This window comes from Kribbella sp. WER1 (genome assembly GCF_054189145.1).
In genome coordinates this window covers 6,722,903-6,746,321 of the sequence record NZ_CM135186.1, presented here as the reverse complement: position 1 = coordinate 6,746,321, position 23,419 = coordinate 6,722,903, and the positions used below count along the sequence as shown (strand labels likewise).

Sequence of the window (23,419 nt, the reverse complement as noted above, 5' to 3'; positions counted from 1 at the left end):
TCCAGAAATTTTTCCGGCGTAACTTCGGGGCTGGCGATCTCGTAAGGAAAGAGGCACAGTTTCCGCGTCATGGAAGGTGCGCAGATCCGTCCTACGTGGGAGCCTTGTCTCCGGCGGTACGTGACGGTCCGTCACGTCGTCGTACACAGAGTTAGCGGGGAGATGGATGGAGACGCCAGAGGGTCCGAGTGACGCCGAATTCATCGCGCGCGTCCGCAACGGCGACCTGGAGGCGTACGGCGAGTTGTACGCGCGGCACCACCACGCGGCGGAGCGGATGGCCCGTCAGCTGGTGCCGGCCAACGACGCCGACGACCTGGCCAGTGACGCGTTCGCGAAGGTGCTGGACGCGCTGCGCGCGGGCGGCGGCCCGGACGTCTCCTTCCGTGCGTACCTGCTGACGACGGTACGGCGGGTGCACGTCGACCGGATCCGCTCCGGTAAGAAGGTGCAGTCCACCGACGACATCGCGTCGTACGAGCGCGAGCCGGAGACGTTCGACGACCCGACCGTGACCGGGTTCGAGAGCGGGGCGGCGGCGAAGGCGTTCGCGAGCCTCCCCGAGCGCTGGCAGGCGGTGCTCTGGCACACCGAGGTCGAGGGCGAGAAGCCGGCCGCGATCGCGCCGCTGCTCGGGCTGACCGCGAACGGGGTGTCCGCGCTCGCGTACCGCGCCCGTGAGGGGCTGCGGCAGGCCTATCTGCAGCAGCACCTGGCCGACGTGGCCGGGGATCGTTGCCGTTGGACCACCGAGCGGCTCGGGGCGTACGTGCGCGGCGGGCTCACCAAGCGGGAGAACAAGAACGTCCGCGAGCACCTGGACGAGTGCGCGAAGTGCACCGCGGTGTACCTCGAACTCGTCGAGGTCAACAGTGCGCTGCCGGCGCTGCTCGCTCCGGCGCTGCTCGGTACCGCCGGGCTCGGGTACCTGGCCGCGGCGTCCGGTGCGAAGGTCGGGCTGGTCGGGTTCTTCGTCACCGGCTGGAAGAAGGTCACCGAGAACAGCACCCGGACCGCCGTCGGCGCCGGTGCGGTCGTGGTGGTCGCGGTCGCGGCGACGCTCGCGGCGATGGCGCTGACCGGGAACCACACTCCCCCGGCGGCGATCGACCAGCCGTCGCAGCCGTCCCAGCCGACGGCACCGCCGGCCAACCCGACCCAACAGCCGACGCAACCACCGGTCAAGCCGCCGGTCAAGCCGACCGCGAAGCCGCCGGCAACCAAGCCCACGCAGCCCCCGGCGTCCAACCCGACGACGGCACCCACGTCAGCACCTACGAGCGCGCCGACGACGGCACCCAGCACGCCGGCTCCGACGCAGACCACGACGGTGCCGACCCCGCCGCCGACCACGCCGACACCCCCGAAGCCGACGCCGACCACGCCGATCCACTACCCCGGCATGGTCACCATCAGCATCCCCCGCAGCGGCGGAGCCCCCACAACCCAAGGCACGGGCGGCGGAGCGCCGGCTACGCAGGGCGGCGCAGGCGCCCCCGCCAGCGCGCAGGGCGGAGGTGCGCCCGCCAGTGCTCGGGGCGGTAGCGCCCCGGTGATGGAGCGGAGTGGGGGGTCGCAGGCGAGCGCCGCGGCAAGCGCGGCTTCCGGGGTTCGGTTTGTGATCACGATCAAGCCGCCGGCGAAGAACGCCAATCCGGTGGTGATTCAGCTCACGTACGGCGCCGAGCTGGAGTGGCCGTTGACGACCAATCCGCCGGGCTGGACGTGTGTGAAGGCGACCGGCAGCTGCACGGCGGCCGACGCCGCGAACCCGCAGCCGATGGCGGTCACGTTCGACGCGCCGACCGGCGGCTCGGCCGCGGACCGGACGTTCACGGTCAGCGCCAAGACCGGACGGCTGTACGACTCCGACGCGGCGACCCTGCAGCCGACGGCGAGCACCGACGAGAACCTGCTGAAGATCCTCGACGGCAGGACCGACCCGGACGTACACCACCGGATCCTCACCGTCGCCCCGCGCGCCAACCGCACCAAGGTCACGCTGAAGATCACGTACGGCGACGCCCTCGAGTGGCCGATCGCCGCGAACCCGGCCGGCTGGAAGTGCTCGCAGACGGCGTCGACGTGTACGGCGGCCGACCCGGACAAGCCCGCCCCGCTGCCGGCGGACTTCGACGTACCCGACAAGTCGCCGGCTGCGGCGCGGACGTTCACGGTGACGGCGCAGGCGGACCTGGTCAGCGACACCGACTCCGAGGTGCTGCCGGCCGTTCAGCAGGACGAGTCGCTGCTGCAGATCATCACGCCGACGCCCGGCCAGGATCCGAACCCCTTTGTCTACAACAGGTTCCTGAAGGTGAACGGGGCGCAGGGGCAACGAGTCGAGCTGGACATCTCGTGGGGACGCAACCTGGTCTTCCTGCCGTCGTTCGACCTCGGCTGGACCTGCGACCGGACCAGCGACATCCGCCGCGCGACCTGCTGGACGAACAACTACAAGAAGCCGCTCAACTCGGAGTGGAACGCGTTCTTCCCTGGCAAGGGGCCGGACAACTCGGTCACCGTGCACGCCCGGGTCGGCGGGCGGGAGGACACCGACAGCGTGCAGATCCCGCCGTCGCAGTCGCGGCGGTGAAATGGGGTTGCCGCGGTCCCTTATGCTGTTGGTGTTCGCGTTGACGGAACCAAGTAGCGCCGTACTGCACGTCCGAGAGAGTCGCCGGTAGCTGGGAAGGCGATGCGTGCGGCGGTGGCGAAGACACTCCTGAGCGACTGCTGTGCAAGAGGCCGGGCCCGTCGGGTCCGGTGAAGGTGTGGTGGCACCGCGAGATTCCCCTTCGCCCACACCTCCGGGGTTCGAGAAACGACCTGGAGGTGAAACAGCAATGCGCATTCTCAGCCATGAGATCCCCTCAGCAGTGGGCCAGTCCGTCACGGTGGCCGGCTGGGTGCACCGAAGACGGCGGCTCGCCGCCGTCAGCTTCCTGATCCTGCGCGACCGGGCCGGCCTGGCCCAGATCGTCGTCAAGGGGTCGCCCGAGCAGCTGGACGAGCTGACCGAGGAGACCGTGGTCCAGGTGACCGGTACGGTCGCCGCGAACCCGCAGGCTCCCGGTGGTGCGGAGATCGTCGACCCGGTGATCTCACTCTTGACGGAGCCCGCGGCAACACCGCCGATCGAGTTGTGGCGTCCGACGGTGGGCGCCGGGCTGCCCGTCGTACTGGACAACGCACCGGTCGCGCTGCGGCATCCGGCGGTGCGGGCCGGGTGGGAGATCGCCGCGGCCGCGCTGTCGGGGTTCCGGGAGGCGCTGGGCGGTCAGGGCTTCACGGAGATCCAGACGCCGAAGATCGTGGGTACGGCCACCGAATCCGGGGCGAACGTGTTCGCGCTGGACTACTTCGGCGGGCCGGCGTACCTGGCGCAGTCGCCGCAGTTCTACAAGCAGCAGCTGGTCGGGGTGTTCGAGCGGGTCTTCGAGGTCGGGCCGGTGTTCCGGGCCGAGCCGCACGACACGGTGCGGCATCTGGCGGAGTACGTCTCGCTGGACGCGGAGTTCGGGTTCGTCGCGGACCACCGCGACGTGCTCGCCGTACTGCGGTCCACGATCGCCGGGATGTTGTCGGCGGTGGAGACGCGCGCGGCCGGTGCGCTGGAGCGGCTCGGGGTGACGGTGCCGGAGATCCCGGCCGACGTACCGGTGCTGCATTTCACCGAGGCGTTGAAGATCGCCGGCGCGGACCCGGACGAGCCGGACCTGGCGCCCGCGGACGAGCGGGCGATCGGCGACTGGGCCCTGCGCGAGCACGGCAGCGAGTTCGTCGCGGTCGAGGGATACCCGATGGTGAAGCGGCCGTTCTACACGCATCCGCAGCCGTCGGACCCGCGGTGGTCGAACTCGTTCGACCTGCTGTTCCGCGGCATGGAACTGGTCACCGGCGGTCAGCGGCTGCACCGGTACTCCGACTATGTGGCGGCGCTGGCGGCCCGCGGCGAGTCGGCGGAGGCACCGGCGTACAGCTCGTACCTGCAGGCGTTCAAGCACGGGATGCCGCCGCACGGCGGGTTCGCGATCGGGCTGGAGCGGTTCGTGGCCCGGCTGACCGGCGCGGAGAACGTCCGTGAGGTCACGCTGTTCCCGCGCGACCTGCACCGGTTGACGCCCTAGTGGAGACCACCGCGTCGGTTGTCGGCGAGCTGAACGTTGCCCTCGGCACCGATTATCGGGTCGTCCGGCACCTGACCGGCGGTCTGCAGTCGACCGCGTACGAGCTGACCGGCGGCGTCGTGCTGAAGTGGACGGACGACCCGGACTGGGCGCCGCGGGTCCGGCGGGCGGCTGAGCTCGTCCGCCGGGCCCGCGCGGCCGGGTACCCGACGCCCGGCTGGCTCGCGGTCGGTACGACGGCCGCGGGCTCGCCGTACCAGCTGCAGGAGCTGGTCCCGGGGAGCGTGCCCACGGTCGACGAGCCGCTGGCCCGCGAGCTGATCGGGATCTGCGAACTCCAACGGGACCTGATCCCGGAGGACCACGACGTGACCTGGTCCGCCTGGTCGCAAGGCGTCGTCTTCGACGGGTGGGACGGCGTGTGGGAACGCGTGCTGGCCTACGGCAACGAGGCGTCCGAGCTGGTCCGCCGGTACGCCGAACTGTGCGGGCCGTACCGCGACGAGGTGCTGCCCCGGCACGACTTCGTCCACGGCGACCTCAACGTCGGGAACCTGCTGGCGGAGGGCGGCCGGATCACCGGCATCGTGGACATCGAGGCCGCGGGCAGCGGGGCCCGGGCGTACGACCTCGTGTCGCTGGCCGCGTCCGCGGCCCGGGACGGCGCCGCGCCGGGCGTCGACGAACTGTTCGTCGAGGCGGCTCTGCGGGCGAGCGGACGGCCCGCGGTCGCGATCTGCGCGGCGGCGGGGTACGCGTCGGTCGCGGAGTTCGTGCACAACCGCTCGACGTACTCGCACGGCCTGGTGAACCACGGCGGCCGGCGGCTCCTGGAGCTGCTCAGCTCACGGTGACGGGCATGCTCGCGCTCGGCTGGCTCACGTTGGAAACGTTGTCGGTGCTGATGGCAACGACCCGATAGGCGCCGGGCGCGGGCGTGGACGTCCAGACGACCTGGTAGTTGCCAGAGGTCGCGGTACCGATCGGTGTCCAGTTCGTGCTCGTGCAACTGCCGGAGTAGCCGGCGCAGTAGTAGTACGCGACCGACTTCACGCCGGAGCCGTTGCCGTCGGACGACGTGTCAGTCAGCGTTGCACCGCTGCTGACAGCGACGGTGACGTTGAAGGACGCCGATGCGGCGGTAGACGTGAGGTTGTTCGCGGACGCGGTCAGCATGAGGCCGAGTGCGGCGGTGTCGATGACCACGTTGCCGAACGTCGCCCTGCCGCTTGCGTCCGTGGTTGCCGTGTCGCCGGCGTCGATCACGCCGGCCGACGGGGTCAGCTTGACGGAGATTCCGGACGCCGCGACGGCGTTGCCGGACTGGTCCTGGACCTGGACGGTGATCGCCGGCGACAGCGCCGTACCGGCGAATCCGTTGGACGGGCCCTGGACGAAGGCGAGCTTGCTCGCGGCTCCCGCGGTGATGGTGAGGGAGCCGTTCGGCGGTGACACCGCGTTGGTGTCGCTCGAGGTCGAGACGTTGAACGTGCTCCACGCGTAGCTGCCGACCGGCGCGTTGGTGATGCCGCTCAGCGTCAGGGTCGCGTTCGTGCCCTTCGGCAGCGCGCAGCCGCTGGTCGCGAGCGTGACGGTGACGACACTCCCGGACCTGGCGGCGCTCGCCGTACAGCCGGTGAAGGTGTTGCCCAGCGCAACGGCTGGGTTCGACGGCAGCGTGAAGTTGCTGTTGAAGGTGACCGCGATCGTGCCGCCGGCCGCCAGCGCGCCGCTGCCGTTGCTGGTCTTGAACGCGATCGTCCAGTCGGCCGTCGCACCGGCGACGGTCGACGACGGCGTGAAGCTGACGTTGCTGACGCCACTCGCCGCGAAGGCAGCCGGGCCGGCGACGATGCCGACGCCGATCAGCAGCACGGCGAAGGCCGTTGTCCACAGGCGTTTGAGGCTCATCAGGAGTGTCCGTTCACGGTCGGGCGGCTGACGGCCGGCGGGGTCGTGTCCACGGTGAGGACCGTGGCCGGGCTCGGGCCGCTGACGTTGCCGGCGGCATCGGTCGCGACCGCGACGACGCGATACGTGCCGTCGGCCGCGAAGGGCGCGGTGGTGGTGACGGCGAAGCCTGTCGCCGTCGATGATCCGATCGCGGTCCAGTTCGCGGCGGTGCAGCTACCGGTGGCGCCGGTGCAGCGGTAGTACGCGACCGCGGCGACGCCGGACAGGTCGTCGGTGGCGGTGTCGGTGAGCTTGACGGCGGTGTTGCCGACGAAGCTCCCGAAGGACGCGTTCGCGGTCGCCACAGGTGCGCCCGCGGTCGGTGCGGTCGCGTCGTACGTGACGGTGTTGTCCGTGCTTGTCGAGGCGGTATTACCCGCGCCGCCGGTGTCGTGGACGGTGTTCGCCGCGATCGACACGGTGACGGATCCGCTGCCGGTCAGACCGCTGACCGCCAGGTTGTACGTCGGACCGCTGCCGCTCACCACGACCGTCGCGGAGGCCGGTACGACGGTGACCGCGGCGCTGGTGAAGTCCGTGACCGGTTCGCTGAAGACCGCGGTGAAGTTGATCGGTGACGTCGCGGCCGGATCGGCCTGCCCGGATGCCTGGTTGACCGTGACGGCGGGGCGGGTGTTGTGCACGGTGACGTCCGTACTCGTGGCCGTCGACGTCCAGCTGGCGGAGTGCGCGGTGACGACGTAGTGGTACGTCCCGTCGGCGACGTTCAGGTCGTCGCATGCGGTTGCCGACGTACTGCAGGCTGAGGTGGTCGCACCGGCGCTGACGCGGACCACGTCGTACTCTGTCGCGCGTGGTGGGGCGGTCCACGTCAGGTGGACGGTTCCGCCGCCGGGTGGCGCGGTGGCCGTCACCGGTGTTGGTGCGGCCAACGTTCCGGTGGTGGCCGCTCCGGAGCCGGCGCCGGTACCACCCCAGAAGCCCCAGGCGAGACCGCTGCCGGTCATCGCGAGGACGACGAGCCCGAGGACGAGCAGCACACGTCGAGTCATGGTCAGCTCCCCTGTCCGGCGCCCGAGAACGTGAATCCGACCGTCGCGCCCTTGCAGCCGTCCTGGTTCGAGGCGGTGTCGAGCATGGCGACCCGCGGCCAGGCGGCGGCCGGAACACCGAGACCGGAGAGCGCGACGCTGCCGTTGCCGGGAACGGTCAGCGGATAGGTTCCGGCGTACTGCGTGACCTTGTAGTCGGCGAGGCCGCACGGCTGGTTGTGGCTGATCGCGTACGGCGTCCGCGTGACCGAGCTGAGCGCGACCGTCAGGTTCGTGACGGAGATGGGCTTCTTGTTCGGATTCGTCAGCGTGAGGTCGAGCGGACGCCCGACGCCCGGGGCCAGTTGGCCGGTCAGGTTGCCGCTAATACCGAACGCTTTGCCGCTGCTGAGGACGGCCAGCTGGACGGCCGCGTAGGCGAAGTGCGTCGAACCCGCTCCGACGAGGTAGAGCGTGTAGGTGCCGTCGGACGCCGACGCGGGCGTGGTGATCTGCAGCGTCGAGGTCGTGCCGGTGGTCGGGTTCGGCGTGAAGGTCGCGGTGGCGCCGCGGGGCAGGCCGCCGAGGACGCCGAAGGTGACCGGGCCTGCGAAGTTCGTGCGGGTCAGCTGCAGGTTGTAGACCGCGGTAGACCCGGGCGCGAGCGTCAGCGACGCGGGAGTCGCGGCGAGCGCGATCGAGCTCGAGAGCGGCAGGTTGACGGTCAGGCCGGCCGACGCGGTCCCGCTGACCTTGCTGCCGGTGCCCTGGACCGTGAACGTGAACGAGCCGATCGGCGTACCGGCCGAGGTACTCACGGTCAGCGTCGTAGTCGCGGTGCTCCCGGACGTCAGCGTGAGCGGGCCGGAGCTCGTCGACGTACCGCGAGGAGCGCCGGTCGTGCCGAGCGTGACCGGACCGGCGAAGCCACCGGTCGAGGTGACGCTGATCGTGTACGCCGCCGCCTGGCCGCGCGTCACCGACCGGCTCGCCGGCTGGACGCCCAGCGTGATACCGGGTTTCGCCGGCTGGACGGCGTACGCCAAACCGGCCGCGGCGAACACCAGGCACAGGCCGGCGACCAGGAACCTGATCATCCGGCGCGGCGCCGTTCGCGTGCCTCGCATCTGTTCCTCACTCCCCACGAACTGCCGCGGTCCCGGCCCGGGCGGGGCGCTGGGTCGAGGTGGCGCCCCACCCGGAGTCCGGGGACCCGCGACGGCGAACTAGTTGCTGGCGTAGGCCAGGTTGACGGTCGCGCCCTTGCAGCCGTCCTGGTTGGTGGCCTTGTTGTGGAACTGGATCGTCGCGCCGGTGAAGTTCGCCGTGCCGCCCGCGGCGACGTCGGTGGCCACGGACATCGTCGGGCTTGCCAGCGTGTAGTCCGAGGCGTCGCAGGTGCCGGTGGCGCCCTGCGCCTGGGTGACACCGCTGATGCTGACCGTGACGGAGTTGACGTACGCGCTGCTGGTCGCGTTGTTGGTGACCGTGCCGCTGATCGTCTGGGCCGAGTCGCCCGGGTACATGTTGGCGATGGTGCTGGTCTGCGCGATCGCCAGGTTGCTGCCGCCGGCGGCGGTGGCGCCGGTGCCCGAGCCGGAGCCGGTGGTGCTCCAGTAGGCGAATGCGGAGCCGGCGCCGATCACGAGCGTGGCGGCCGCGGCGATGATGATCTTCTTCTTGCGGTGCATGGCGGATTCCTTCCCCCCGACCCCCGGTGGGCCGTCTCCCCGGAAGGTTGTCAGCAGCACCGCGCGCCGTCTGTCGGGCGTTCGGCCAGACCGTGTCGGCCGATCGGTGGTATTCAAGTGCTGTGGATTTCGAGACTGAGCGGGCCGTTCTGGCGGCGGTCGACGACCGGCGGATCGTCGACGAGCTGCGGGAGCTGGTCCGGATCCCGAGCGTGGACGGGACGGCGGCCGAGGTCGACGTACAGGCCTGGTGCGCGGACCGGCTGCGGTCGCTGGGGCTGACGGTGGATCATTGGCGGCTCGAGCTGCCGGTCGACGATCCGGCGTTTCCCGGGATGGAGGTCGAGCGCGCCGAGGCGTGGGGATGTGCCGGCGTGCTCGGCGGGGACCGGACGCCGGGGCTGATCCTCAACGGGCACGTGGACGTGGTGCCCGGGACCGCGTTCGATGCGCGGATCGCGGACGGCGTGATGTGGGGCCGCGGGACCTGCGACATGAAGGGCGGCGTCGCGGCGATCCTCGGCGCGGTCGCGGCGATCGTTGCTGCGGGCATCCAGTTGCGGAAGCCACTGGCCGTGCACACGGTGATCGGCGAGGAGGACGGCGGCGCCGGTGCGTTCGCGACGCTGCGGCGGGGTCATCACGGCGACGCGTGCCTGATCGCGGAACCGACCGCGGGCACGGTGATCCCGGCGAACGCGGGCTCGTTGACGTTCCGGCTGGAGGTGCCGGGGCTCGCCACCCACGGGTCGACGCGCAGCCGCGGGGTGAACGCGATCGAGAAGTTCACCGTGATCCAGGCGGCACTGCGGGAGCTCGAACGAGAACGCAACCGGGATCCACATCCGTTGCTCGCACACCTCGATCTCGCGAACCCGCTCTCGGTCGGCACGATCGCGGCCGGCGACTGGGCGAGTACGGTCCCGGACCATCTCGTCGCGGAGGGGCGGTACGGCGTACGGCTGGGTGAAGGGGTGGCGGAAGCGCGGGCCGCCTTCGAGGAGGCGGTTGCGGTCGCGTGTGGTCAGGACGAGTGGCTGCGGGAGCATCCGGTGCGGGTCAGTTGGCCGGGAGGGGAGTTCGCGTCCGGGATGCTGCCGGACGGGGACCCGTTGCTGGACGAGGCGGTGCAGGCGGTGACGGACGTGTGCGGGGACGCCCCGGCGGTGCAGGGGGCGCCGTACGGGTCTGATCTGCGGCAGTACGCCGCGGCCGGCATCCCGACGCTGCAGTACGGACCGGGTGACGTCCGGTACGCGCATGCGGCGGACGAACACGTCGTATTGGCCGACGTACTGCAGGCTGCCCGGGTGTATGCCTTGCTGGCTGTCCGACGCTGCGGTTGATACAAATCCACCATGGCGCCGCTGCGGGGACGTTCTGAGGAGCTGGGCAAGCTCCTGGAGGCATTGCGTGCGGCAGGCAACGGGCGGGCGTCGGTGGCAGTTGTCAGCGGTGAGCCTGGGATCGGGAAGTCGGCGTTGCTCGCGGCTGCCATGGAGCAGGCGGAGCGGCAGGGATTCCTGGTGGCCAGTGCGGTGGCGCATCAGACCGACAACATCAGTCCGCTCGCGTCGCTGGCCCCGGCGCTACGGGCCGGTGCGGAGCCGTTGATCGACACAGGCCAGTTTCTGGTGCTGGCTGGTCTCAACACGCAGCCCTTGTGGCTGGCTGAGCGGCTGGCCGACCTCATTGGGCGCCGGCTGGCCGGTGTACGCGCGTTGATCGTGCTGGACGACGCGCAGTGGGCCGACCCGCTGACGGCGTTCGTACTGCGGGTCGTGGTCGACAGGCTCCCGGCTGCGCAGGTGCTGTGGTTGCTGGCGACTCGCCCCTCCCCCGGCGGTACGGCGGATCAGCTGGTCGAGGCGGTGAACGTACCGGTGCACAGCATCCCCTTGGCGCCGTTGACGGCCGACGCGATCCAGGATCTCGCGGCGGATCGGTTGAACCACGCCGTCGACCCGTCACTCGCCGTACAGCTGGCCGGGGTGCAGGGCATCCCGTTCCTGGCCGAGCAGCTCATTGCCGGGTTGTACCTGAGCGACGACGACCTGTCGGCGGGGCTGGTCGAAGGGGTACGTCGGCGTACGGCGGAGCTGTCCGAGAGCAGCCGGGAGCTCGTACGGACGGCGGCTGTCTTCGGGAGCGAGTCCCGGCTGGAAGACGTCGCCGTACTGATGGCTGCCCCGGTGGCGCGGCTGGCTGCACCGTTGGAGGAGGCGATCCGGGCAGGGCTGCTGGCTGACGGCGGCTCGGTCCTGCGGTTCCGGCACGAGCTGCTGCGCTCCGCGGCGCTGGCCGACGTACCGCCGTCTGCTCAGCGGGCGTTGCATGGCGCGATTGCGAGTCAGCTGATGTCCGCGGGGCGTGGTGCGGCGGCTGCAGCGCCGCATGTGCTTGCTGTGGCGCAGCCGGGTGACAGGGCGGCTGTTGAGACGCTGCGGGAGGCTGCTCGGGAGTTGCTGGCGACGATGTCGACCACGGCGGCGGAGGTGATTCAGCAGGCGTTCGAGCTGGCGCGTGGGGACGATGTGCTGCGGGCCGAGGTCGGGCTGGACGTGGTGAGCGTGCTGCTGGCCGCGTGGCAGTACGACCGGGCCAAGGCGTTTGCCGACGAGTTGGTGCGGGGTGCGTCGGCGGAGCTGCGGGCGACGGTTCGGTTGCAGCTGGCACCGTTTCGCCGGCTGACGGCTGAGGAGCTGGTGGTGCCGGGGGCTGCGGGCGCATTGGCTGAGCGGCTGGCTGCTTATCGCGCTTTGTTGGGTACGGAGCCTCCGAGCGAGGCGACTGACCCGATTGCCCAGGGGCTACAACAGGTGGCGGCTGCTGGGCTGGCGCGGGGTGAGGGGCGTTATCTGGACGCGCGCGGGTTGTATGCGGCGGCGCGGGCGGTGCCGAGTGGGCTGGGGAGCTTGCCGCCGACGCTGGTCGAGGTGGGCGAGCTGTACTGCCGCGCCGAGACTGACGACCTGCCTGCTGCGTTGGAGCGCGTACGTGAGCTCATGACCGCAGGTGACTCCTGGGCTGCGCCACAGCTCGCCGTACTGCGCGCACGGCTCGAGTACGCGTCCGGCAACCTGCAGGAGGCCGAAGACGCCGCACAGTCCGGTCTGCGCTGGATGGACCAGCTACACGACCAGACGCTCGCTCCGGCTGCCGACCAGGTGCTCGCGCTGATCGCGCTGCTCCGCGGGCACCTCAGCCAGGCACGGAAGCTGGCGGGCAACGACCCGACCATCAACGCCTTGCTGGCTGTCGCGGACGGCGACCAGCACGCGCTGAACCGGCTGGCCGCCGTACCACCCGACTTCCCGGAGCGCATCGCAGTACTGCTCCAGGCTGACGCCCGCCACGAGCTGGAGCAGCTCCAGCCGTCAGCAGCGAGCCGTGGCGCCCTGGCAGTCGTAGCAGCGGGCAATGACGTCGAGCAGCTCGCAGCGGCCGTAGAAGTCATCCGTACGGCGCATCGGCCGTTGCTGCTCGCACAGGCCGAAGAACGGTACGGGCGGGCCGCTCTGGCAGCAGGTGACCGCAAGACCGGCGTACCGGCGCTGGAGCGAGCCCTCGACAGCCTGGCCGCTCTGGGCGCGACAGCCCCGGCCGGGCGGATCCAGTCCGTGCTGCAGGCGGCCGGAGTACGCCGACGTCGCTGGGCCGCCGTACCGCCGCGGGCGCTGGAAGGGTGGGAGGCCCTGACGCCGATGGAGCGCCGGGTCGCCCTGCTGGTGGCGGACGGACACACGAACCGCTCGGCGGCCGAGGAGCTGGTGGTGTCGGCCAGCACCGTCGGCACGCATCTGCGTGCGGTGTTCGGCAAGCTCGGCGTGAACTCGCGGGTCCAGCTCACCCGGCTGGTGCTGGAAAGGTTCGCCCCTCCCCCGAACGCATGAGATGTGGGTGCACCGAGTCGGTAGGCGCGGCGATCGGATTCATGTGTTCGCTCGATCCGCTGGAGCACGCATCGGCGGTTTCCTTCTCACATCAACCGAGAGAGGAAGCGCAAGATGACTGACAAGACCCCCACCGTCGTCCTGGTCCACGGTGCGTTCGCGGAGAACTCCAGCTGGTCCGGTGTGATCGCCGAGCTCACCAGCCGCGGCATCCCGGCGATCGCGGTCGCCAACGAGCTGCGCGGACCCGCGCTCGACGGCAGCCGGGTGGCCGCCCAGGTCCGCGAGATCGACGGCCCGGTCGTGCTGGTGGGGCACTCGTACGGCGGTGCCGTGATCACCGCGGCCGCCGGCCAGGCCGACAACGTGACCGCGCTGGTGTACGTCGCGGCGTTCGTCCCGGAGGAGGGCGAGAGCCTGCAGGACCTGCTCGGCAGCTTCCCCGCCAACGACTTCGCCTCCGGCCTGGTCCCGCACGCGCTGCCGGCCGGCGACGGCGAGGAGACCTGGCTGAGCATCGACCGGGACAAGTTCCCGGCGCTGTTCGCGGCCGACGTCGACGACGCCGAGCTGCTCGGCCGGACGCAGCGGCCGATCGCCGCCGCGGCCTTCGGCGAGAAGTCCGGTACGGCGACCTGGAAGCGGCTGCCGGTCTACGACCTGGTGGCCACCCAGGACGAGGCGATCCACCCCGACGGCCAGCGCCGGATGGCCGCCCGCGCGGGCGCCACCACGCTCGAGGTCGACGGCTCGCACGCCGTCGCGGTCTCGCAGCCGAAGGCGGTCGCCGAGTTCATCGCGCAGGCCGTCCGCTGAACGACACGGTCCGGCTCAGGAGCACCTGAGCCGGACAGTCGTGTCAGTCGATCGACTGGTAGACCGTGGTCCAGAAGTCCTGCATGAGCTGCATCGGCGTCGCGGTGGACGCACCGAGCTGGGTCAGCAGGATGCCGACGACCTGGTTGTCCGGGTCGGCGTACGTCGACGTACCGGAGCCGCCGTCCCAACCGAACTGGCCGACCGGGGCGTAGTCGCCGCGGTACGTGCGGACCGCCATCCCGAACCCCCAGCCTCCGTGCTGGCCCTGGCCGAACGAGATGTGCACGTTGTCCCGGGCCATCGCCTCCCGCCAGGCCAGCTGCTCCGCCGTCAGCCGGTTGGTGGTCATCAGCTCCACCGCCGGCCGGGACAGGATCCGCTCGCCCTGGTGCATGCCGTGGTTCAGCAGCATCCGGAAGTACGCGTAATAGTCGTCGGCGGTCGAGTTCAGGCCACCGCCTCCGCCCTGGAACGCCGGCGGCGTACTGTGCCGGCCGTCCTCGACCTCGTCCCACACGTGGAACTCCCCGGTCGCCGGGTCCGGGACGTACAGCGGCGGCAGCCGGTGCAGGTCCTTCTCCGGTACGTAGAACCCGGTGTCCTTCATTCCGAGCGGCCCGAACACCCGCTCCTGCAGGAAGTCGCCGTACGACTGGCCCGAAACCCGGGACACCAGTACGCCGAGCAGGTCGCTGCTGATCTGGTACTGCCACAGCTCACCGGGCTGGTGCATCAGCGGCAGCGTCCCGAGGCGGCGCATCCACTCGTCCTGCTCGGGCATCGGCTCGGGCAGGTTCGGCGTCAGGCCCTGGGCGAACACCTCGTTCATGATCGGCGTGCCGAGCGAGGTCATGTCCATGCCGAGCCCGAACGTCGAGGTCAGCACGTCCCGGACGGTGATCGGCCGCTTGGCCGGCACCGTGTCGTCCAGCTCGGAGCCGATCGTCCGCAGCACCTGGCGGTCGGCCAGCTCCGGCAGCCAGGTCTCGACCAGGTCGTCGAGCCGCAGCTTGCACTCGTCGAGCAGCACCATCGCGGCCGCGACCGAGACCGGCTTGGACGTCGACGCCATCCGGAAGATCGTGTCCCGCCGCATCGGCGGCCCGCCGTCGTGGCGCATGGTCCCGAGTGTCTCGACGTGCGGCTCGGCGTCGCCGCGGCCGACCAGGGCGACGACCCCGGGAACCTTCCCGGAGTCGACGTACCCGGCCAGGACCTCGTGCAGCCGACGCTGACCGGCCGCGGAGAATCCGTTGGTTGTCATCGGTGGTGGTCCTTCCGGTCAGAGGCTGTGGGCGACGATGTCGCCGACGGTGGTGGTCGCCCGGATCGTGAGCTGGGCGGCCTCGGAGTTCTTCAGCGAGTTGTTGATCCGGCCGGTGGTGGTGCCGGCGTCCAGGCTGGCCGAGACACCGGCGGCGGCGCCGACCTCGATCTCGCCGACGTCGGTGCGCAGCTCGAGCGCACCCTGCAGGGCCTCGGCGATCCGGATGTCACCCTTGCTGGTACGGACCTCGGCCGGCCCGTTCAGGCGGCCGATCGCGACGTCCCCGGCGACGGTGGTGACCCGGGCGCCGGCCACGTCGGCGAGGTCGATCGAGCCGTGCGAGCTCTCGACGACGACGTCCCCGAGCGCCCCGGTGGTCCGCAGTTCGGCGCTGGCCGCCTTGACCTCGGCCTGGGAACCGGCCGGCAGCTCGACCCGCACCGCGATCGACCCGCTCGGACCGAAGTACTGGTTCTTGGTGACGACCGTGATCCGCAGTACGCCGTCCGCGAACTCGACCTGCGTCGCCTCGGCCGCCTTCACGTCCCGCCCCTTCGACGGGTCGACCGGCTGCACCCGCACGACGGTGTCGGCCCGCTCGGACGCGACGAACTGAATCCGCCCGGCCGGGATGTTCAGTACCGCGGAGATGGCCTGCGGGGTGTTGTACGTGGTCATGGTGTTGCCTTCCTGAGTGGTGGTGGTCCTTGTTGTTGACACCACTCTGGAAGGGCCTGCTGACACCGGACCGCCGCCGTACTGACACGGCGGCGGTCACCGGGTCAGGCCAGAATGCGCCGGATCGCCGCGTGGCCGGCGGGGAGCCAGGTTGGTTTGCCGCCGCGGCGGCCCTTGATGCCGGCGGTGCCGATGGCGATCAGGGAGAGGGCGCGGGCCGCGGCCCAGGCGCGGGCGCGGCGGTAGGTGGGGTCGTCGACCGGGTAGGCGTCGAAGAAGCGGTCCACCGAGCCGTCGGGGAGCAGCAGCCAGGCGGCGGACAGGTCGGTGGCCGGGTCGCCGTGGGACAGGTCGCCGAAGTCGATCACGCCGGCGAGGGTGCCGTCGGCAACGACCACGTTCGCGGGATGCAGGTCGCTGTGCAGCCACACCGGCGGGCCGTCGTACTCCGGCGCCGCGACCCCGTCGGCCCACACCTCCCGGACGGCGTCCTCGACGGCGAACTCGTCCGCCCAGTTCTCGAAGCCCTCGGTGTGACCACGCAGCCCGTCGCCTCGCCCTGGGGAACGCGGCGCGTCGGCGGGAGCCTCCGTGTGCAGGGCGTGCAGGAAGGCGGCCAGGGTGCCGGTGGCGCGGGGCGAGGTGATCGGTGCGTGGTCGGCGGGCTCGCCGGCGATCCAGGTGGTGACCAGCCAGGTCTTGGGGAAACGGTCCGACGGTTGACCGAGCCGGAGCGGGTTGGGGACGGGCAGCGGGACCCGGGCCACGATCTCCGGGAGCCAACGGTGTTCGTGGACGAGCAGGTCGGGGTTCTGGTCGTGCCTTGGTACCCGGACGGCGAGGTCTTCGCCGAGGCGCCACATCTGGTTGCCCCAGCCGCCCTCGACCTCCTTGAGCTCCAGGTCAGCGAGATCGGGGTGCTGCTCTTTCAGCAGGGTCCGCAGAAGGTCCTCGTCCATGGTGCGTCAGACGCGTCACATCGACTCCTGGTTGGGAATAGGTCCACAAAGGCGTCAGTTGGCGATTGGTATGCGCATTGATGTGTGGTCCGACGTCGTCTGCCCGTGGTGCTACATCGGCAAGCGCCGGCTCGAAGAGGCCCTCGCCGGCAGCGGCGACGAGGCGACCGTGGTCTGGCACAGCTTCCAGCTCGACCCGTCGTCGACGAACGACGACCCGCGGGACCTCGCGACCCGGCTGGGTGAGAAGTACGGCCGTGGCCGTGAGTGGGGCCTGCAGGCGAACGCCCAGGTCACCGAGGTGGCTGCCGAGGCCGGCCTGGAGTACCACCTGGAGAAGGCGAAGCCGGCCAACACCGTGGACGCGCACCGCGTCCTGCACCTGGCCCGTGAGCTCGCCGAGGCCGCTGAGGTGCCCGCAGACACGCAAGGCCGGCTCAAGGAGCGCCTGCTGAAGGCCTACTTCACCGACGGCCTCCCCGTTGGTGACCACGACACCCTGACCGGGCTCGCCACCGAGGTCGGCCTGCCCGCCGAGCGCGTGCGCGAGGTGCTGGCCGGTACGACGTACACCGACGAGGTCGCGGCGGACCAGGCACAGGCGCTGGCGTACGGCGCCAACGGCGTACCGTTCTTCGTCATCGACGAGAAGTACGGCGTCAGCGGCGCGCAGCCGGTGGAGGTGTTCCAGGAGGCCCTGCGGCGCGCGAACGCGGACCGTCAGCCGGTCACGCTGATCACCGCGCCGGGAGCGACGACGGACGGTGACGCCGCGTGCGGGCCGGACGGATGCCCGATCTGATCGGACGGTTCAGCGGTGGGTACCGGACCTGGTACAAGACGTGGTGTATGAAGGAGGCATGACTGTCGTGCGCGCACTGGCCAGGCCGTTGCTGTCCGTGATCTTCGTCGTGCAGGGCACGAACGCGATCCGCAACCCGGAGCCGCTGGTCCCCAAGGCCCAGCCGGTGACCGACAAGCTGGTGCCGATGGTGAAGAAGGTCGCGCCGCCGCAGGTGGGCGAGCGCATCCCGGACACCACGGCCAACCTGGTCCGGGTGAACGGCGCGGCGCAGCTGCTCGGCGGTCTCGCGCTGGCGACCGGCAAGGGCCGCCGGCTCGGCGCTTCGCTGCTGGCCGCGTCGCTGGTCCCGACAACACTCGCCGGGCACGCGTTCTGGCAGGAGAAGGACAAGATGGTGCGCAACCAGCAGCGCATCCAGTTCATGAAGAACCTCGGCCTGATGGGCGGGCTGCTGCTCGCCGCGGTCGACACCGAGGGCAAGCCGGGCGTCGCCTGGCGGGCCACGCACGGCGCGAAGGCGGCCAAGCGCGAGACCAAGCGCAGCGCGAAGGCGGCCAAGCGCGAGGCCAAGCAGCTGGCCCGTGAGGCCAAGCACGCAGCCCGACTCGCCAAGGCCGAGTTGAGCTGATCGCGACCTCACCCCGTTCTAGTCTGGATCGGTGTCTGCGTACGGAAACAATGGCCAGTGGCAACAACAACCCCCGTACCCGCCCCCGCAACAGCCGGGCTATCCGCAGCAGCAACCCGGTTATCAGCCGGGCTATCCCCCGCCGCCGCGCAAGCGCCGGACCGGGGTCGTCCTGCTGGTAGTGCTGGCAGTGCTCGTGGTGATCGCCGTACCGGCCGGGTACTTCGGCTGGCGGGCGCTCTCCAACCGTGAGAGCGCGGGCGGCGCCCCGCACGGCAAGACGATCGAGCCCGGCCAGCCGGTCACCGCGCAGACCCTCGGCGAGGTCGACCCGGCGACGTTCTTCGAAGGCGTCGCGAAGCGCCAGATGACCCAGCCGCTGGCCCGGCTGCGCGTCTCGTACTTCGACAGCGCCCAGCAGTTCCTCACCCGCAGCAAGCTGTGGACCGTCGTCGACTCGGCGATCGACCACAAGACCGACAAGTACTACTTCGCCCAGACGTTCCGCGACAACGCGAACGACACCGAGCCGACCAGCTCGATCTGCAAGGGCGGCAAGAGCTACAGCTGGAGCCACTACAACAAGAAGTGGGAAGTCGTCCCGTTCGACAGCCCCGAGTGCTACAAGAAGCCGTACACGGCGACCGGTGACAGCCTGTTCTCCAGCGGCCTGACCCCGGACCAGGCCGACAAGGCCCTGAAGACCCTGCGCAGCTACACCGGTTTCGTGAACCCGGCCAAGCCGACGCTGCTCTCGGCCGGTGGCCGCACCTACATCCGCCAGGTGGTCGACTTCAAGCCGGTCACGGTCGGCGACGACCAGGGCTACGCCGGTACGGCGATCACGATGTGGGCGTTCCGCGACACCGGCGAGGACCCGGTGAGCTGGCCGTGGTCGAACCCGTGGGCGCTCGGCGTCGGCGTCCACGCGGTGTACTACCTGGACACCAAGACCCTGCTGCCGGTCGCGCTGTTCGAGAAGGGCATCGGGGCGCCCGCGCACGGGAGCGAGAAGGCGATCCCGGCGCCCGGGGTGCAGGTGGTCAACTACACGTTCCCGAAGGCGCTGCCGGCGCCGGTGCTGAACAGCTCCCCGCAGTACCTGTCGCTGCTGCTGCCGCAGGGCTGGAAGGTGCAGTAGCGATAGGCTCGGGCTCGACATGACGAGCCTAGGGAGTGGTATGAGCGAGGATCACGGCTGGCCGGCGCCGTTGGCCGAAGGTGCTGTCAGCGGGCGCGTGACCGTGCCCGGGTCGAAGTCGATCAGCAACCGGGCCCTCATCCTCGCCGCCCTCGCCGACGGCCCGTCGCACCTGACCGGCCTGCTCGAGGCCCGCGACACCACGCTGATGCGGTCCGCGCTCGTCGCGCTCGGTGTTGGTATCAGCGAGAGCGGTCCGACGGTGACCGTCACCCCGGGGTCGCTCAAGGGCCCGGCGAGCGTCGACTGCGGGCTGGCCGGGACCGTGATGCGGTTCGTGCCGCCGGTGGCTGCGCTCGCCGACGGCGTGGTCGCGTTCGACGGCGACGAGTACGCCCGCGAGCGCCCGATGAACGTCATCCTCGGCGCCCTCCGCACCCTCGGCGTACAGATCGACGACGGCGGCACCGGGCGGATGCCGTACTCCGTGTCCGGCACCGGCTCGGTCCGCGGCGGCAAGGCGACGCTGGACGCGTCCGGGTCGAGCCAGTTCGTGTCCGCGCTGCTGCTGGCCGGCGCGCGGTACGACGAGGGCGTCGACATCCGGCACGACGGCAAGCCGGTCCCGTCGCAGCCGCACCTGGACATGTCGGTGGCGATGCTGCGCGAACGCGGCGTACACGTCGACGACGCCGAGCCGAACCGCTGGGTCGTTGCCCCGGGCCCCGTTCGGGCGCTGGACACCGCGATCGAGCCGGACCTGTCGAACGCGGCCCCGTTCCTGGCCGCGGCCGTCATCACCGGCGGCTCGGTCACCGTCACCGGCTGGCCGTCGGAGACCACCCAGCCGGGCGGTCAGCTGCCGGAGATCTTCACCCGCTTCGGCGCCGAGGTCACCCTGGACGCGGACGGCCTCACCGTGCGCGGCACCGGGACCGTCCGCGGGTGCGACCTCGACCTGAGCGAGGTCGGTGAGCTGTCCCCGGTGATCGCGGCGGTCGCCGCCTTCGCCGACGGGCCGTCGTACCTGCGCGGGATCGCTCATCTGCGCTTCCACGAGACCGACCGGCTGGCGGCGCTCGAGTCCGAGTTCAACGCGCTCGGCGGCGATGTGACGCAGCTCGAGGACGGGCTCGCGATCCGCCCGAAACCCTTGCACGGCGAGCTTTTCCACACCTACAACGACCACCGGATGGCGCACGCGGCCGCCGTCCTCGGCCTGCTCGTCCCCGGCCTGCGGATCGAGAACATCGGTACCACCGCGAAGACCTTGCCCGAGTTCCCCGACATGTGGTCAGGGCTCGCCGGCTGATGTCGCGGTACGACGAGGAGGCCCGGTTCGACCGGCCCAAGCGCCGCACCCGGCCGCGGACCAAGGACCGCCCCTCGTACGACGGTGCCGCCGAAGGCTTCGTGATCACCCGCGACCGCGGGCGGTACACGTGCTGGGTCGACGACCGGGAAGTCACCGCGATGAAGGCCCGCCAGCTCGGCCGGAAGGGCGTGATCGTCGGCGACCGGGTCAAGCTCGACGGCGACGCGAGCGGCGACGAAGGCACCCTCGCCCGGATCGTCGAGGTGGTCCCCCGCAAGACGCTGCTGCTCCGGTCGGCCGACGACGACGACCCGATCGAGCGCCCGCTGGTGGCGAACGCGGACCAGCTCGTGATCGTCGTCGCGGTCGCCAACCCGGAGCCCAGGACCGGCCTGATCGACCGCTTCCTGGTCGCCGCGTACGACGCCGGCATGCGGCCGCTGCTCTGCCTGACCAAGACCGACCTCGCCGACCCGGACCCGCTGCTCTCGATCTACCGCCCGCTCGGCGTCGAGTCGGTGGCGACCCGGCAGGGCGGCGACCTGACCGAGCTCCGCGAGCAGCTGCACGACCGGACGAGCGTCCTGGTCGGCCATTCCGGCGTCGGCAAGTCCACGCTGGTGAACGGCATCATCCCCGGCGCGGGGCGGGCGACCGGCATCGTCAACGAGGTCACCGGACGCGGGCGGCACACCTCCACGAACACCGTCGTACTGCGGCTGCCGGACGGCGGCTGGCTGATCGACACCCCGGGCATCCGCTCGTTCGGGCTGGCGCATGTGGACCCGGACAAGCTGATCCACGCGTTCCCGGACCTGGCCGAGCTCGCCGAGGACTGCCCTCGCGGCTGCACGCACACCGAGGACGCGCCGGACTGCGCGCTCGACGACGCGGTCGCGGACGGCCGCACCGACGCGGACCGGGTGGCGTCGTTCCGCCGGCTGCTCGCCAGCCGGACAACCAGTTAGGCAAGCCTTACCTATCAATTAAGCTACGGCGCATGACCGCCGTGGTGATGGCGACCGTGGTCGCCCTGGAAGCGCTCAGTCCGTCGTTCCTCCTCGTCACGCTGTCCGGCTGCGGGCAACTGCAGAGCGGTGGCTACGACCAGCGGATCAAGATCCTGCTCGCCCGCCCCGGCCAGGACGAACCGATGCTGCCGCCGGCCGAGGACTGGTACGGCGTGTTCTGCGCGATGGACGAGGACGTCCGGCCGGTGATGCGGACGTTCACGATCCGGGCGCAGCGTGGCGACCTGATCGACGTCGAGTTCGCGCTGCACGGCGACACCGGCCCGGCGTCCGCGTGGGCCCGATCCGCCCGGCCCGGCAGCAAGCTCGGCATCATCGGCCCGGAGCCCGCGGACCAGAAGACACTGCTCTACACACCCGTCGACGCCGACTGGCAGTTGCTGGCCGGGGACGAGACCGCGGTCCCGGCGCTCACGACGATCATCGAGTCGTTGCCCGCGGGGACGACGGCCCGCGCGTTCGTACAGGTCCCTGACGCCGGCGACGTCCGCGACTTCGACACCGCCGCGGACCTCGAGGTGACGTGGACGATCGGCGCCGGCCTGGCCGCCGCGGTCCGGGACAGCAAGTTCCCAGACGGTACGGCGTACGCCTGGATCGCGGCGGAGACCGCGCTGGTGCGCGACCTCCGCTGGTACCTCACCAAGGACCTCGGCTGGCCGTCGAGGCCGCACTACTTCGGCGGCTACTGGCACGCCGGACAGGTCGGCGGCTGACTACTTCTTGGGAAGGATGCTGCCCCAGACGGCCCGGGCGCCGGCGTCGCCGGTGCGGATCGTCTGGTAGATGACGACGACCGCCATCACGACGACCGCGGCACTGACCGCCAACTGCAGCGGGCGGCTGTTGATTGCCACCGCACCCTTTCCGGTGGCCGGGAGCAACAAGAACGCGGCGACGACCAGGACGGCGAACGCCAGCACCAGCCAGAGCAGCAGGTTCCCGCGCGACCGGTGCACCGCGACCAACTGGCGCAACTGCGGCAGCGCCGCCACGAACGCGTCACCACTCTTCTTCGCCACGAACGCGCACACCAGCGCGCCGATGCCGAGCACCAGCGCCGGCCAGCGCAGCAGCGAGCGCCATTTCGGCACCGCCGCGAAGGCGATCGCGGTCAGCGCACTCACCGGCAGCAGCACCACGGCGAGATGGATCACCAGCACGTGGAGCGGCAGGCTCCCGAAGCGCTCGAACATTGACGCCTCCCGGCAGTCTTGAGGTCGTGGTCAGACACCAATGGCACGGTCGGCGGCCCGATTTGGTTCAATCCGGCCACAACTCGTCGCGGACCCCCGGAGCGCTCGGAGCCAGTTCAGGCTAGCCTTCCGGCATGCCTTCGCACACGGATGACCTGCGGCTCGCCCACATCCTGGCCGACGACGCGGACTCGACCACGATGGACCGCTACAAGGCGCTCGACCTGCACGTGGCCACCAAGCCCGATCTGACTCCGGTGAGCGAGTCGGACAAGAAGGTCGAGGACGTGATGCGCAAGACGCTCGCCCGGGCCCGGCCGCGGGACGCGTTCGTGGGCGAAGAGGACGGGACGTCGGGCTGGGGCGTGCGGCGCTGGGTCGTGGACCCGATCGACGGCACCAAGAACTACATCCGCGGCGTCCCGGTCTGGGCGACGCTGATCAGCCTGATGATCGAGGACCAGGTCGTCGTCGGCGTGGTGTCCGCCCCCGCGCTCGGCAAGCGCTGGTGGGCGTCGTACGGCGACGGCGCCTGGACCGGCCGCGCGCTGCACTCGTCGCAGCCGTGCCGGGTCAGCGACGTGAACAAGATCGAGGACGCGTCGCTGTCGTACGCGTCACTCAAGGGCTGGGAGAAGATCGGCAAGAAGAACAAGTGGGCCGACCTGATGGACTCCTGCTGGCGGACCCGGGCGTACGGCGACTTCTGGTCGTACATGCTGGTCGCCGAGGGCGCCGTCGACATCGCGGCCGAGCCGGAGCTGAACCTCTACGACATGGCCGCGCTGGCGATCGTCGTCGAGGAGGCCGGCGGCACGTTCACGTCCGTCGACGGTACGCCGGGCCCGACCGGCCCCAACGCGGTCGCCACCAACGGACGGCTGCACGACGAAGTACTCAAGCGCTTGGCGTGAACCGACC

The 23,419-nt window shown here is 70.8% G+C and carries 21 protein-coding genes; 13 read left to right on the top strand and 8 right to left on the bottom strand.

Annotated elements, in window-relative coordinates; genetic code table 11:
- The first annotated feature begins 166 nt into the window (after positions 1-166).
- The 3 genes from ACXJJ3_RS33080 (at position 167) to ACXJJ3_RS33070 (ending at position 4,984) form a co-directional block, all read left to right on the top strand.
- The gene (locus ACXJJ3_RS33080; RefSeq protein ID WP_458165795.1) at positions 167-2,596 is read left to right on the top strand and encodes a sigma-70 family RNA polymerase sigma factor; all 2,430 of its coding nucleotides are present in this window, start codon (positions 167-169) and stop codon (positions 2,594-2,596) included.
- Positions 2,597-2,846: 250 nt separating this feature from the next.
- A complete protein-coding gene (gene aspS, locus ACXJJ3_RS33075) occupies positions 2,847-4,130 on the top strand; it encodes an aspartate--tRNA(Asn) ligase (protein WP_458165794.1) in 1,284 nt (427 codons plus the stop codon).
- Complete coding sequence (locus tag ACXJJ3_RS33070; RefSeq protein ID WP_458165793.1) at positions 4,130-4,984, top strand: phosphotransferase family protein; 855 nt, start codon at positions 4,130-4,132, stop codon at positions 4,982-4,984. The genes aspS and ACXJJ3_RS33070 overlap by 1 nt, the downstream gene beginning before the upstream one ends.
- Here the strand turns inward: ACXJJ3_RS33070 and ACXJJ3_RS33065 are convergent.
- The 4 genes from ACXJJ3_RS33065 to ACXJJ3_RS33050 all read right to left on the bottom strand — a co-directional run bounded on the left by ACXJJ3_RS33065 (position 4,971) and on the right by ACXJJ3_RS33050 (position 8,766).
- Positions 4,971-6,041 carry a hypothetical protein gene (locus ACXJJ3_RS33065; RefSeq protein WP_458165792.1) on the bottom strand — a complete coding sequence of 357 codons (1,071 nt, stop codon included), beginning with the start codon at positions 6,039-6,041 and terminating at the stop codon, positions 4,971-4,973. The two genes, ACXJJ3_RS33070 and ACXJJ3_RS33065, sit on opposite strands and share 14 nt — an antisense overlap.
- Positions 6,041-7,096: a hypothetical protein gene (locus ACXJJ3_RS33060; RefSeq protein WP_458165791.1), complete on the bottom strand. Its 1,056-nt coding sequence runs from the start codon at positions 7,094-7,096 to the stop codon at positions 6,041-6,043. Before ACXJJ3_RS33060 ends, ACXJJ3_RS33065 begins: the two co-directional genes overlap by 1 nt.
- A 2-nt stretch (positions 7,097-7,098) precedes the next feature.
- Positions 7,099-8,202: a COG1470 family protein gene (locus ACXJJ3_RS33055; protein ID WP_458165790.1), complete on the bottom strand. Its 1,104-nt coding sequence runs from the start codon at positions 8,200-8,202 to the stop codon at positions 7,099-7,101.
- A 99-nt stretch (positions 8,203-8,301) separates the two neighbouring features.
- Positions 8,302-8,766: a hypothetical protein gene (locus tag ACXJJ3_RS33050; RefSeq protein ID WP_458165789.1), complete on the bottom strand. Its 465-nt coding sequence runs from the start codon at positions 8,764-8,766 to the stop codon at positions 8,302-8,304.
- Positions 8,767-8,888: 122 nt separating this feature from the next.
- Here ACXJJ3_RS33050 and ACXJJ3_RS33045 point away from each other — a divergent pair, with 122 nt between their 5' ends.
- The 3 genes from ACXJJ3_RS33045 (at position 8,889) to ACXJJ3_RS33035 (ending at position 13,475) form a co-directional block, all read left to right on the top strand.
- Complete coding sequence (locus ACXJJ3_RS33045; RefSeq protein WP_458165788.1) at positions 8,889-10,112, top strand: ArgE/DapE family deacylase; 1,224 nt, start codon at positions 8,889-8,891, stop codon at positions 10,110-10,112.
- A 12-nt stretch (positions 10,113-10,124) separates the two neighbouring features.
- A complete protein-coding gene (locus ACXJJ3_RS33040) occupies positions 10,125-12,659 on the top strand; it encodes an ATP-binding protein (RefSeq protein WP_458165787.1) in 2,535 nt (844 codons plus the stop codon).
- Between the two features lie 114 nt (positions 12,660-12,773).
- Positions 12,774-13,475: an alpha/beta fold hydrolase gene (locus tag ACXJJ3_RS33035; protein ID WP_458165786.1), complete on the top strand. Its 702-nt coding sequence runs from the start codon at positions 12,774-12,776 to the stop codon at positions 13,473-13,475.
- A 43-nt stretch (positions 13,476-13,518) separates the two neighbouring features.
- Here ACXJJ3_RS33035 and ACXJJ3_RS33030 read toward each other — a convergent pair whose 3' ends face one another.
- The 3 genes from ACXJJ3_RS33030 to ACXJJ3_RS33020 all read right to left on the bottom strand — a co-directional run bounded on the left by ACXJJ3_RS33030 (position 13,519) and on the right by ACXJJ3_RS33020 (position 16,382).
- Positions 13,519-14,742: a serine hydrolase domain-containing protein gene (locus ACXJJ3_RS33030; RefSeq protein ID WP_458165785.1), complete on the bottom strand. Its 1,224-nt coding sequence runs from the start codon at positions 14,740-14,742 to the stop codon at positions 13,519-13,521.
- 18 nt (positions 14,743-14,760) lie between these two features.
- Positions 14,761-15,423, bottom strand: a complete 663-nt coding sequence (locus ACXJJ3_RS33025; protein ID WP_458165784.1) for a DUF4097 family beta strand repeat-containing protein — start codon at positions 15,421-15,423, stop codon at positions 14,761-14,763.
- 104 nt (positions 15,424-15,527) lie between these two features.
- Positions 15,528-16,382: an aminoglycoside phosphotransferase family protein gene (locus ACXJJ3_RS33020; RefSeq protein WP_458165783.1), complete on the bottom strand. Its 855-nt coding sequence runs from the start codon at positions 16,380-16,382 to the stop codon at positions 15,528-15,530.
- Between the two features lie 70 nt (positions 16,383-16,452).
- On the opposite strand from ACXJJ3_RS33020, the gene ACXJJ3_RS33015 reads away from it, so the two are divergent.
- The 6 genes from ACXJJ3_RS33015 to ACXJJ3_RS32990 are packed head-to-tail and all read left to right on the top strand — an operon-like array spanning position 16,453 to position 22,018.
- Complete coding sequence (locus ACXJJ3_RS33015) at positions 16,453-17,184, top strand: DsbA family oxidoreductase (RefSeq protein WP_458165782.1); 732 nt, start codon at positions 16,453-16,455, stop codon at positions 17,182-17,184.
- Positions 17,185-17,242: 58 nt separating this feature from the next.
- A complete protein-coding gene (locus tag ACXJJ3_RS33010) occupies positions 17,243-17,815 on the top strand; it encodes a DoxX family protein (RefSeq protein WP_458165781.1) in 573 nt (190 codons plus the stop codon).
- Between the two features lie 31 nt (positions 17,816-17,846).
- Entirely contained in the window at positions 17,847-18,956 is a 1,110-nt protein-coding gene (locus ACXJJ3_RS33005; RefSeq protein ID WP_458165780.1) for a hypothetical protein, read from the top strand.
- Between the two features lie 40 nt (positions 18,957-18,996).
- Complete coding sequence (gene aroA, locus ACXJJ3_RS33000) at positions 18,997-20,268, top strand: 3-phosphoshikimate 1-carboxyvinyltransferase (RefSeq protein ID WP_458165779.1); 1,272 nt, start codon at positions 18,997-18,999, stop codon at positions 20,266-20,268.
- On the top strand, positions 20,268-21,239 hold the full coding sequence (rsgA, locus tag ACXJJ3_RS32995) for a ribosome small subunit-dependent GTPase A (protein WP_458165778.1): 972 nt from the start codon (positions 20,268-20,270) through the stop codon (positions 21,237-21,239). The genes aroA and rsgA overlap by 1 nt, the downstream gene beginning before the upstream one ends.
- A 32-nt stretch (positions 21,240-21,271) precedes the next feature.
- Complete coding sequence (locus ACXJJ3_RS32990) at positions 21,272-22,018, top strand: siderophore-interacting protein (protein WP_458165777.1); 747 nt, start codon at positions 21,272-21,274, stop codon at positions 22,016-22,018.
- Here the strand turns inward: ACXJJ3_RS32990 and ACXJJ3_RS32985 are convergent, their stop codons facing one another.
- Positions 22,019-22,498, bottom strand: a complete 480-nt coding sequence (locus ACXJJ3_RS32985) for a DUF2231 domain-containing protein (RefSeq protein WP_458165776.1) — start codon at positions 22,496-22,498, stop codon at positions 22,019-22,021. It lies immediately after the preceding gene.
- 134 nt (positions 22,499-22,632) lie between these two features.
- Between ACXJJ3_RS32985 and hisN the strand changes: the two genes are divergently transcribed.
- Complete coding sequence (gene hisN, locus ACXJJ3_RS32980; RefSeq protein WP_458165775.1) at positions 22,633-23,412, top strand: histidinol-phosphatase; 780 nt, start codon at positions 22,633-22,635, stop codon at positions 23,410-23,412.
- Positions 23,413-23,419 lie beyond the last annotated feature (7 nt).

What these genes read in the sequence shown, in the direction of transcription:
- ACXJJ3_RS33080 (WP_458165795.1), top strand. Translation starts at nt 167, where the DNA reads ATGGAGACGCCAGAGGGTCCGAGTGACGCCGAATTCATCGCGCGCGTC.
- aspS (WP_458165794.1), top strand. Translation starts at nt 2,847, where the DNA reads ATGCGCATTCTCAGCCATGAGATCCCCTCAGCAGTGGGCCAGTCCGTC.
- ACXJJ3_RS33065 (WP_458165792.1), bottom strand. Translation starts at nt 6,041, where the DNA reads ATGAGCCTCAAACGCCTGTGGACAACGGCCTTCGCCGTGCTGCTGATC.
- ACXJJ3_RS33060 (WP_458165791.1), bottom strand. Translation starts at nt 7,096, where the DNA reads ATGACTCGACGTGTGCTGCTCGTCCTCGGGCTCGTCGTCCTCGCGATG.
- ACXJJ3_RS33055 (WP_458165790.1), bottom strand. Translation starts at nt 8,202, where the DNA reads ATGCGAGGCACGCGAACGGCGCCGCGCCGGATGATCAGGTTCCTGGTC.
- ACXJJ3_RS33050 (WP_458165789.1), bottom strand. Translation starts at nt 8,766, where the DNA reads ATGCACCGCAAGAAGAAGATCATCATCGCCGCGGCCGCCACGCTCGTG.
- ACXJJ3_RS33040 (WP_458165787.1), top strand. Translation starts at nt 10,125, where the DNA reads ATGGCGCCGCTGCGGGGACGTTCTGAGGAGCTGGGCAAGCTCCTGGAG.
- ACXJJ3_RS33035 (WP_458165786.1), top strand. Translation starts at nt 12,774, where the DNA reads ATGACTGACAAGACCCCCACCGTCGTCCTGGTCCACGGTGCGTTCGCG.
- ACXJJ3_RS33030 (WP_458165785.1), bottom strand. Translation starts at nt 14,742, where the DNA reads ATGACAACCAACGGATTCTCCGCGGCCGGTCAGCGTCGGCTGCACGAG.
- ACXJJ3_RS33025 (WP_458165784.1), bottom strand. Translation starts at nt 15,423, where the DNA reads ATGACCACGTACAACACCCCGCAGGCCATCTCCGCGGTACTGAACATC.
- ACXJJ3_RS33020 (WP_458165783.1), bottom strand. Translation starts at nt 16,382, where the DNA reads ATGGACGAGGACCTTCTGCGGACCCTGCTGAAAGAGCAGCACCCCGAT.
- ACXJJ3_RS33015 (WP_458165782.1), top strand. Translation starts at nt 16,453, where the DNA reads ATGCGCATTGATGTGTGGTCCGACGTCGTCTGCCCGTGGTGCTACATC.
- ACXJJ3_RS33010 (WP_458165781.1), top strand. Translation starts at nt 17,243, where the DNA reads ATGACTGTCGTGCGCGCACTGGCCAGGCCGTTGCTGTCCGTGATCTTC.
- aroA (WP_458165779.1), top strand. Translation starts at nt 18,997, where the DNA reads ATGAGCGAGGATCACGGCTGGCCGGCGCCGTTGGCCGAAGGTGCTGTC.
- rsgA (WP_458165778.1), top strand. Translation starts at nt 20,268, where the DNA reads ATGTCGCGGTACGACGAGGAGGCCCGGTTCGACCGGCCCAAGCGCCGC.
- ACXJJ3_RS32990 (WP_458165777.1), top strand. Translation starts at nt 21,272, where the DNA reads ATGACCGCCGTGGTGATGGCGACCGTGGTCGCCCTGGAAGCGCTCAGT.
- ACXJJ3_RS32985 (WP_458165776.1), bottom strand. Translation starts at nt 22,498, where the DNA reads ATGTTCGAGCGCTTCGGGAGCCTGCCGCTCCACGTGCTGGTGATCCAT.
- hisN (WP_458165775.1), top strand. Translation starts at nt 22,633, where the DNA reads ATGCCTTCGCACACGGATGACCTGCGGCTCGCCCACATCCTGGCCGAC.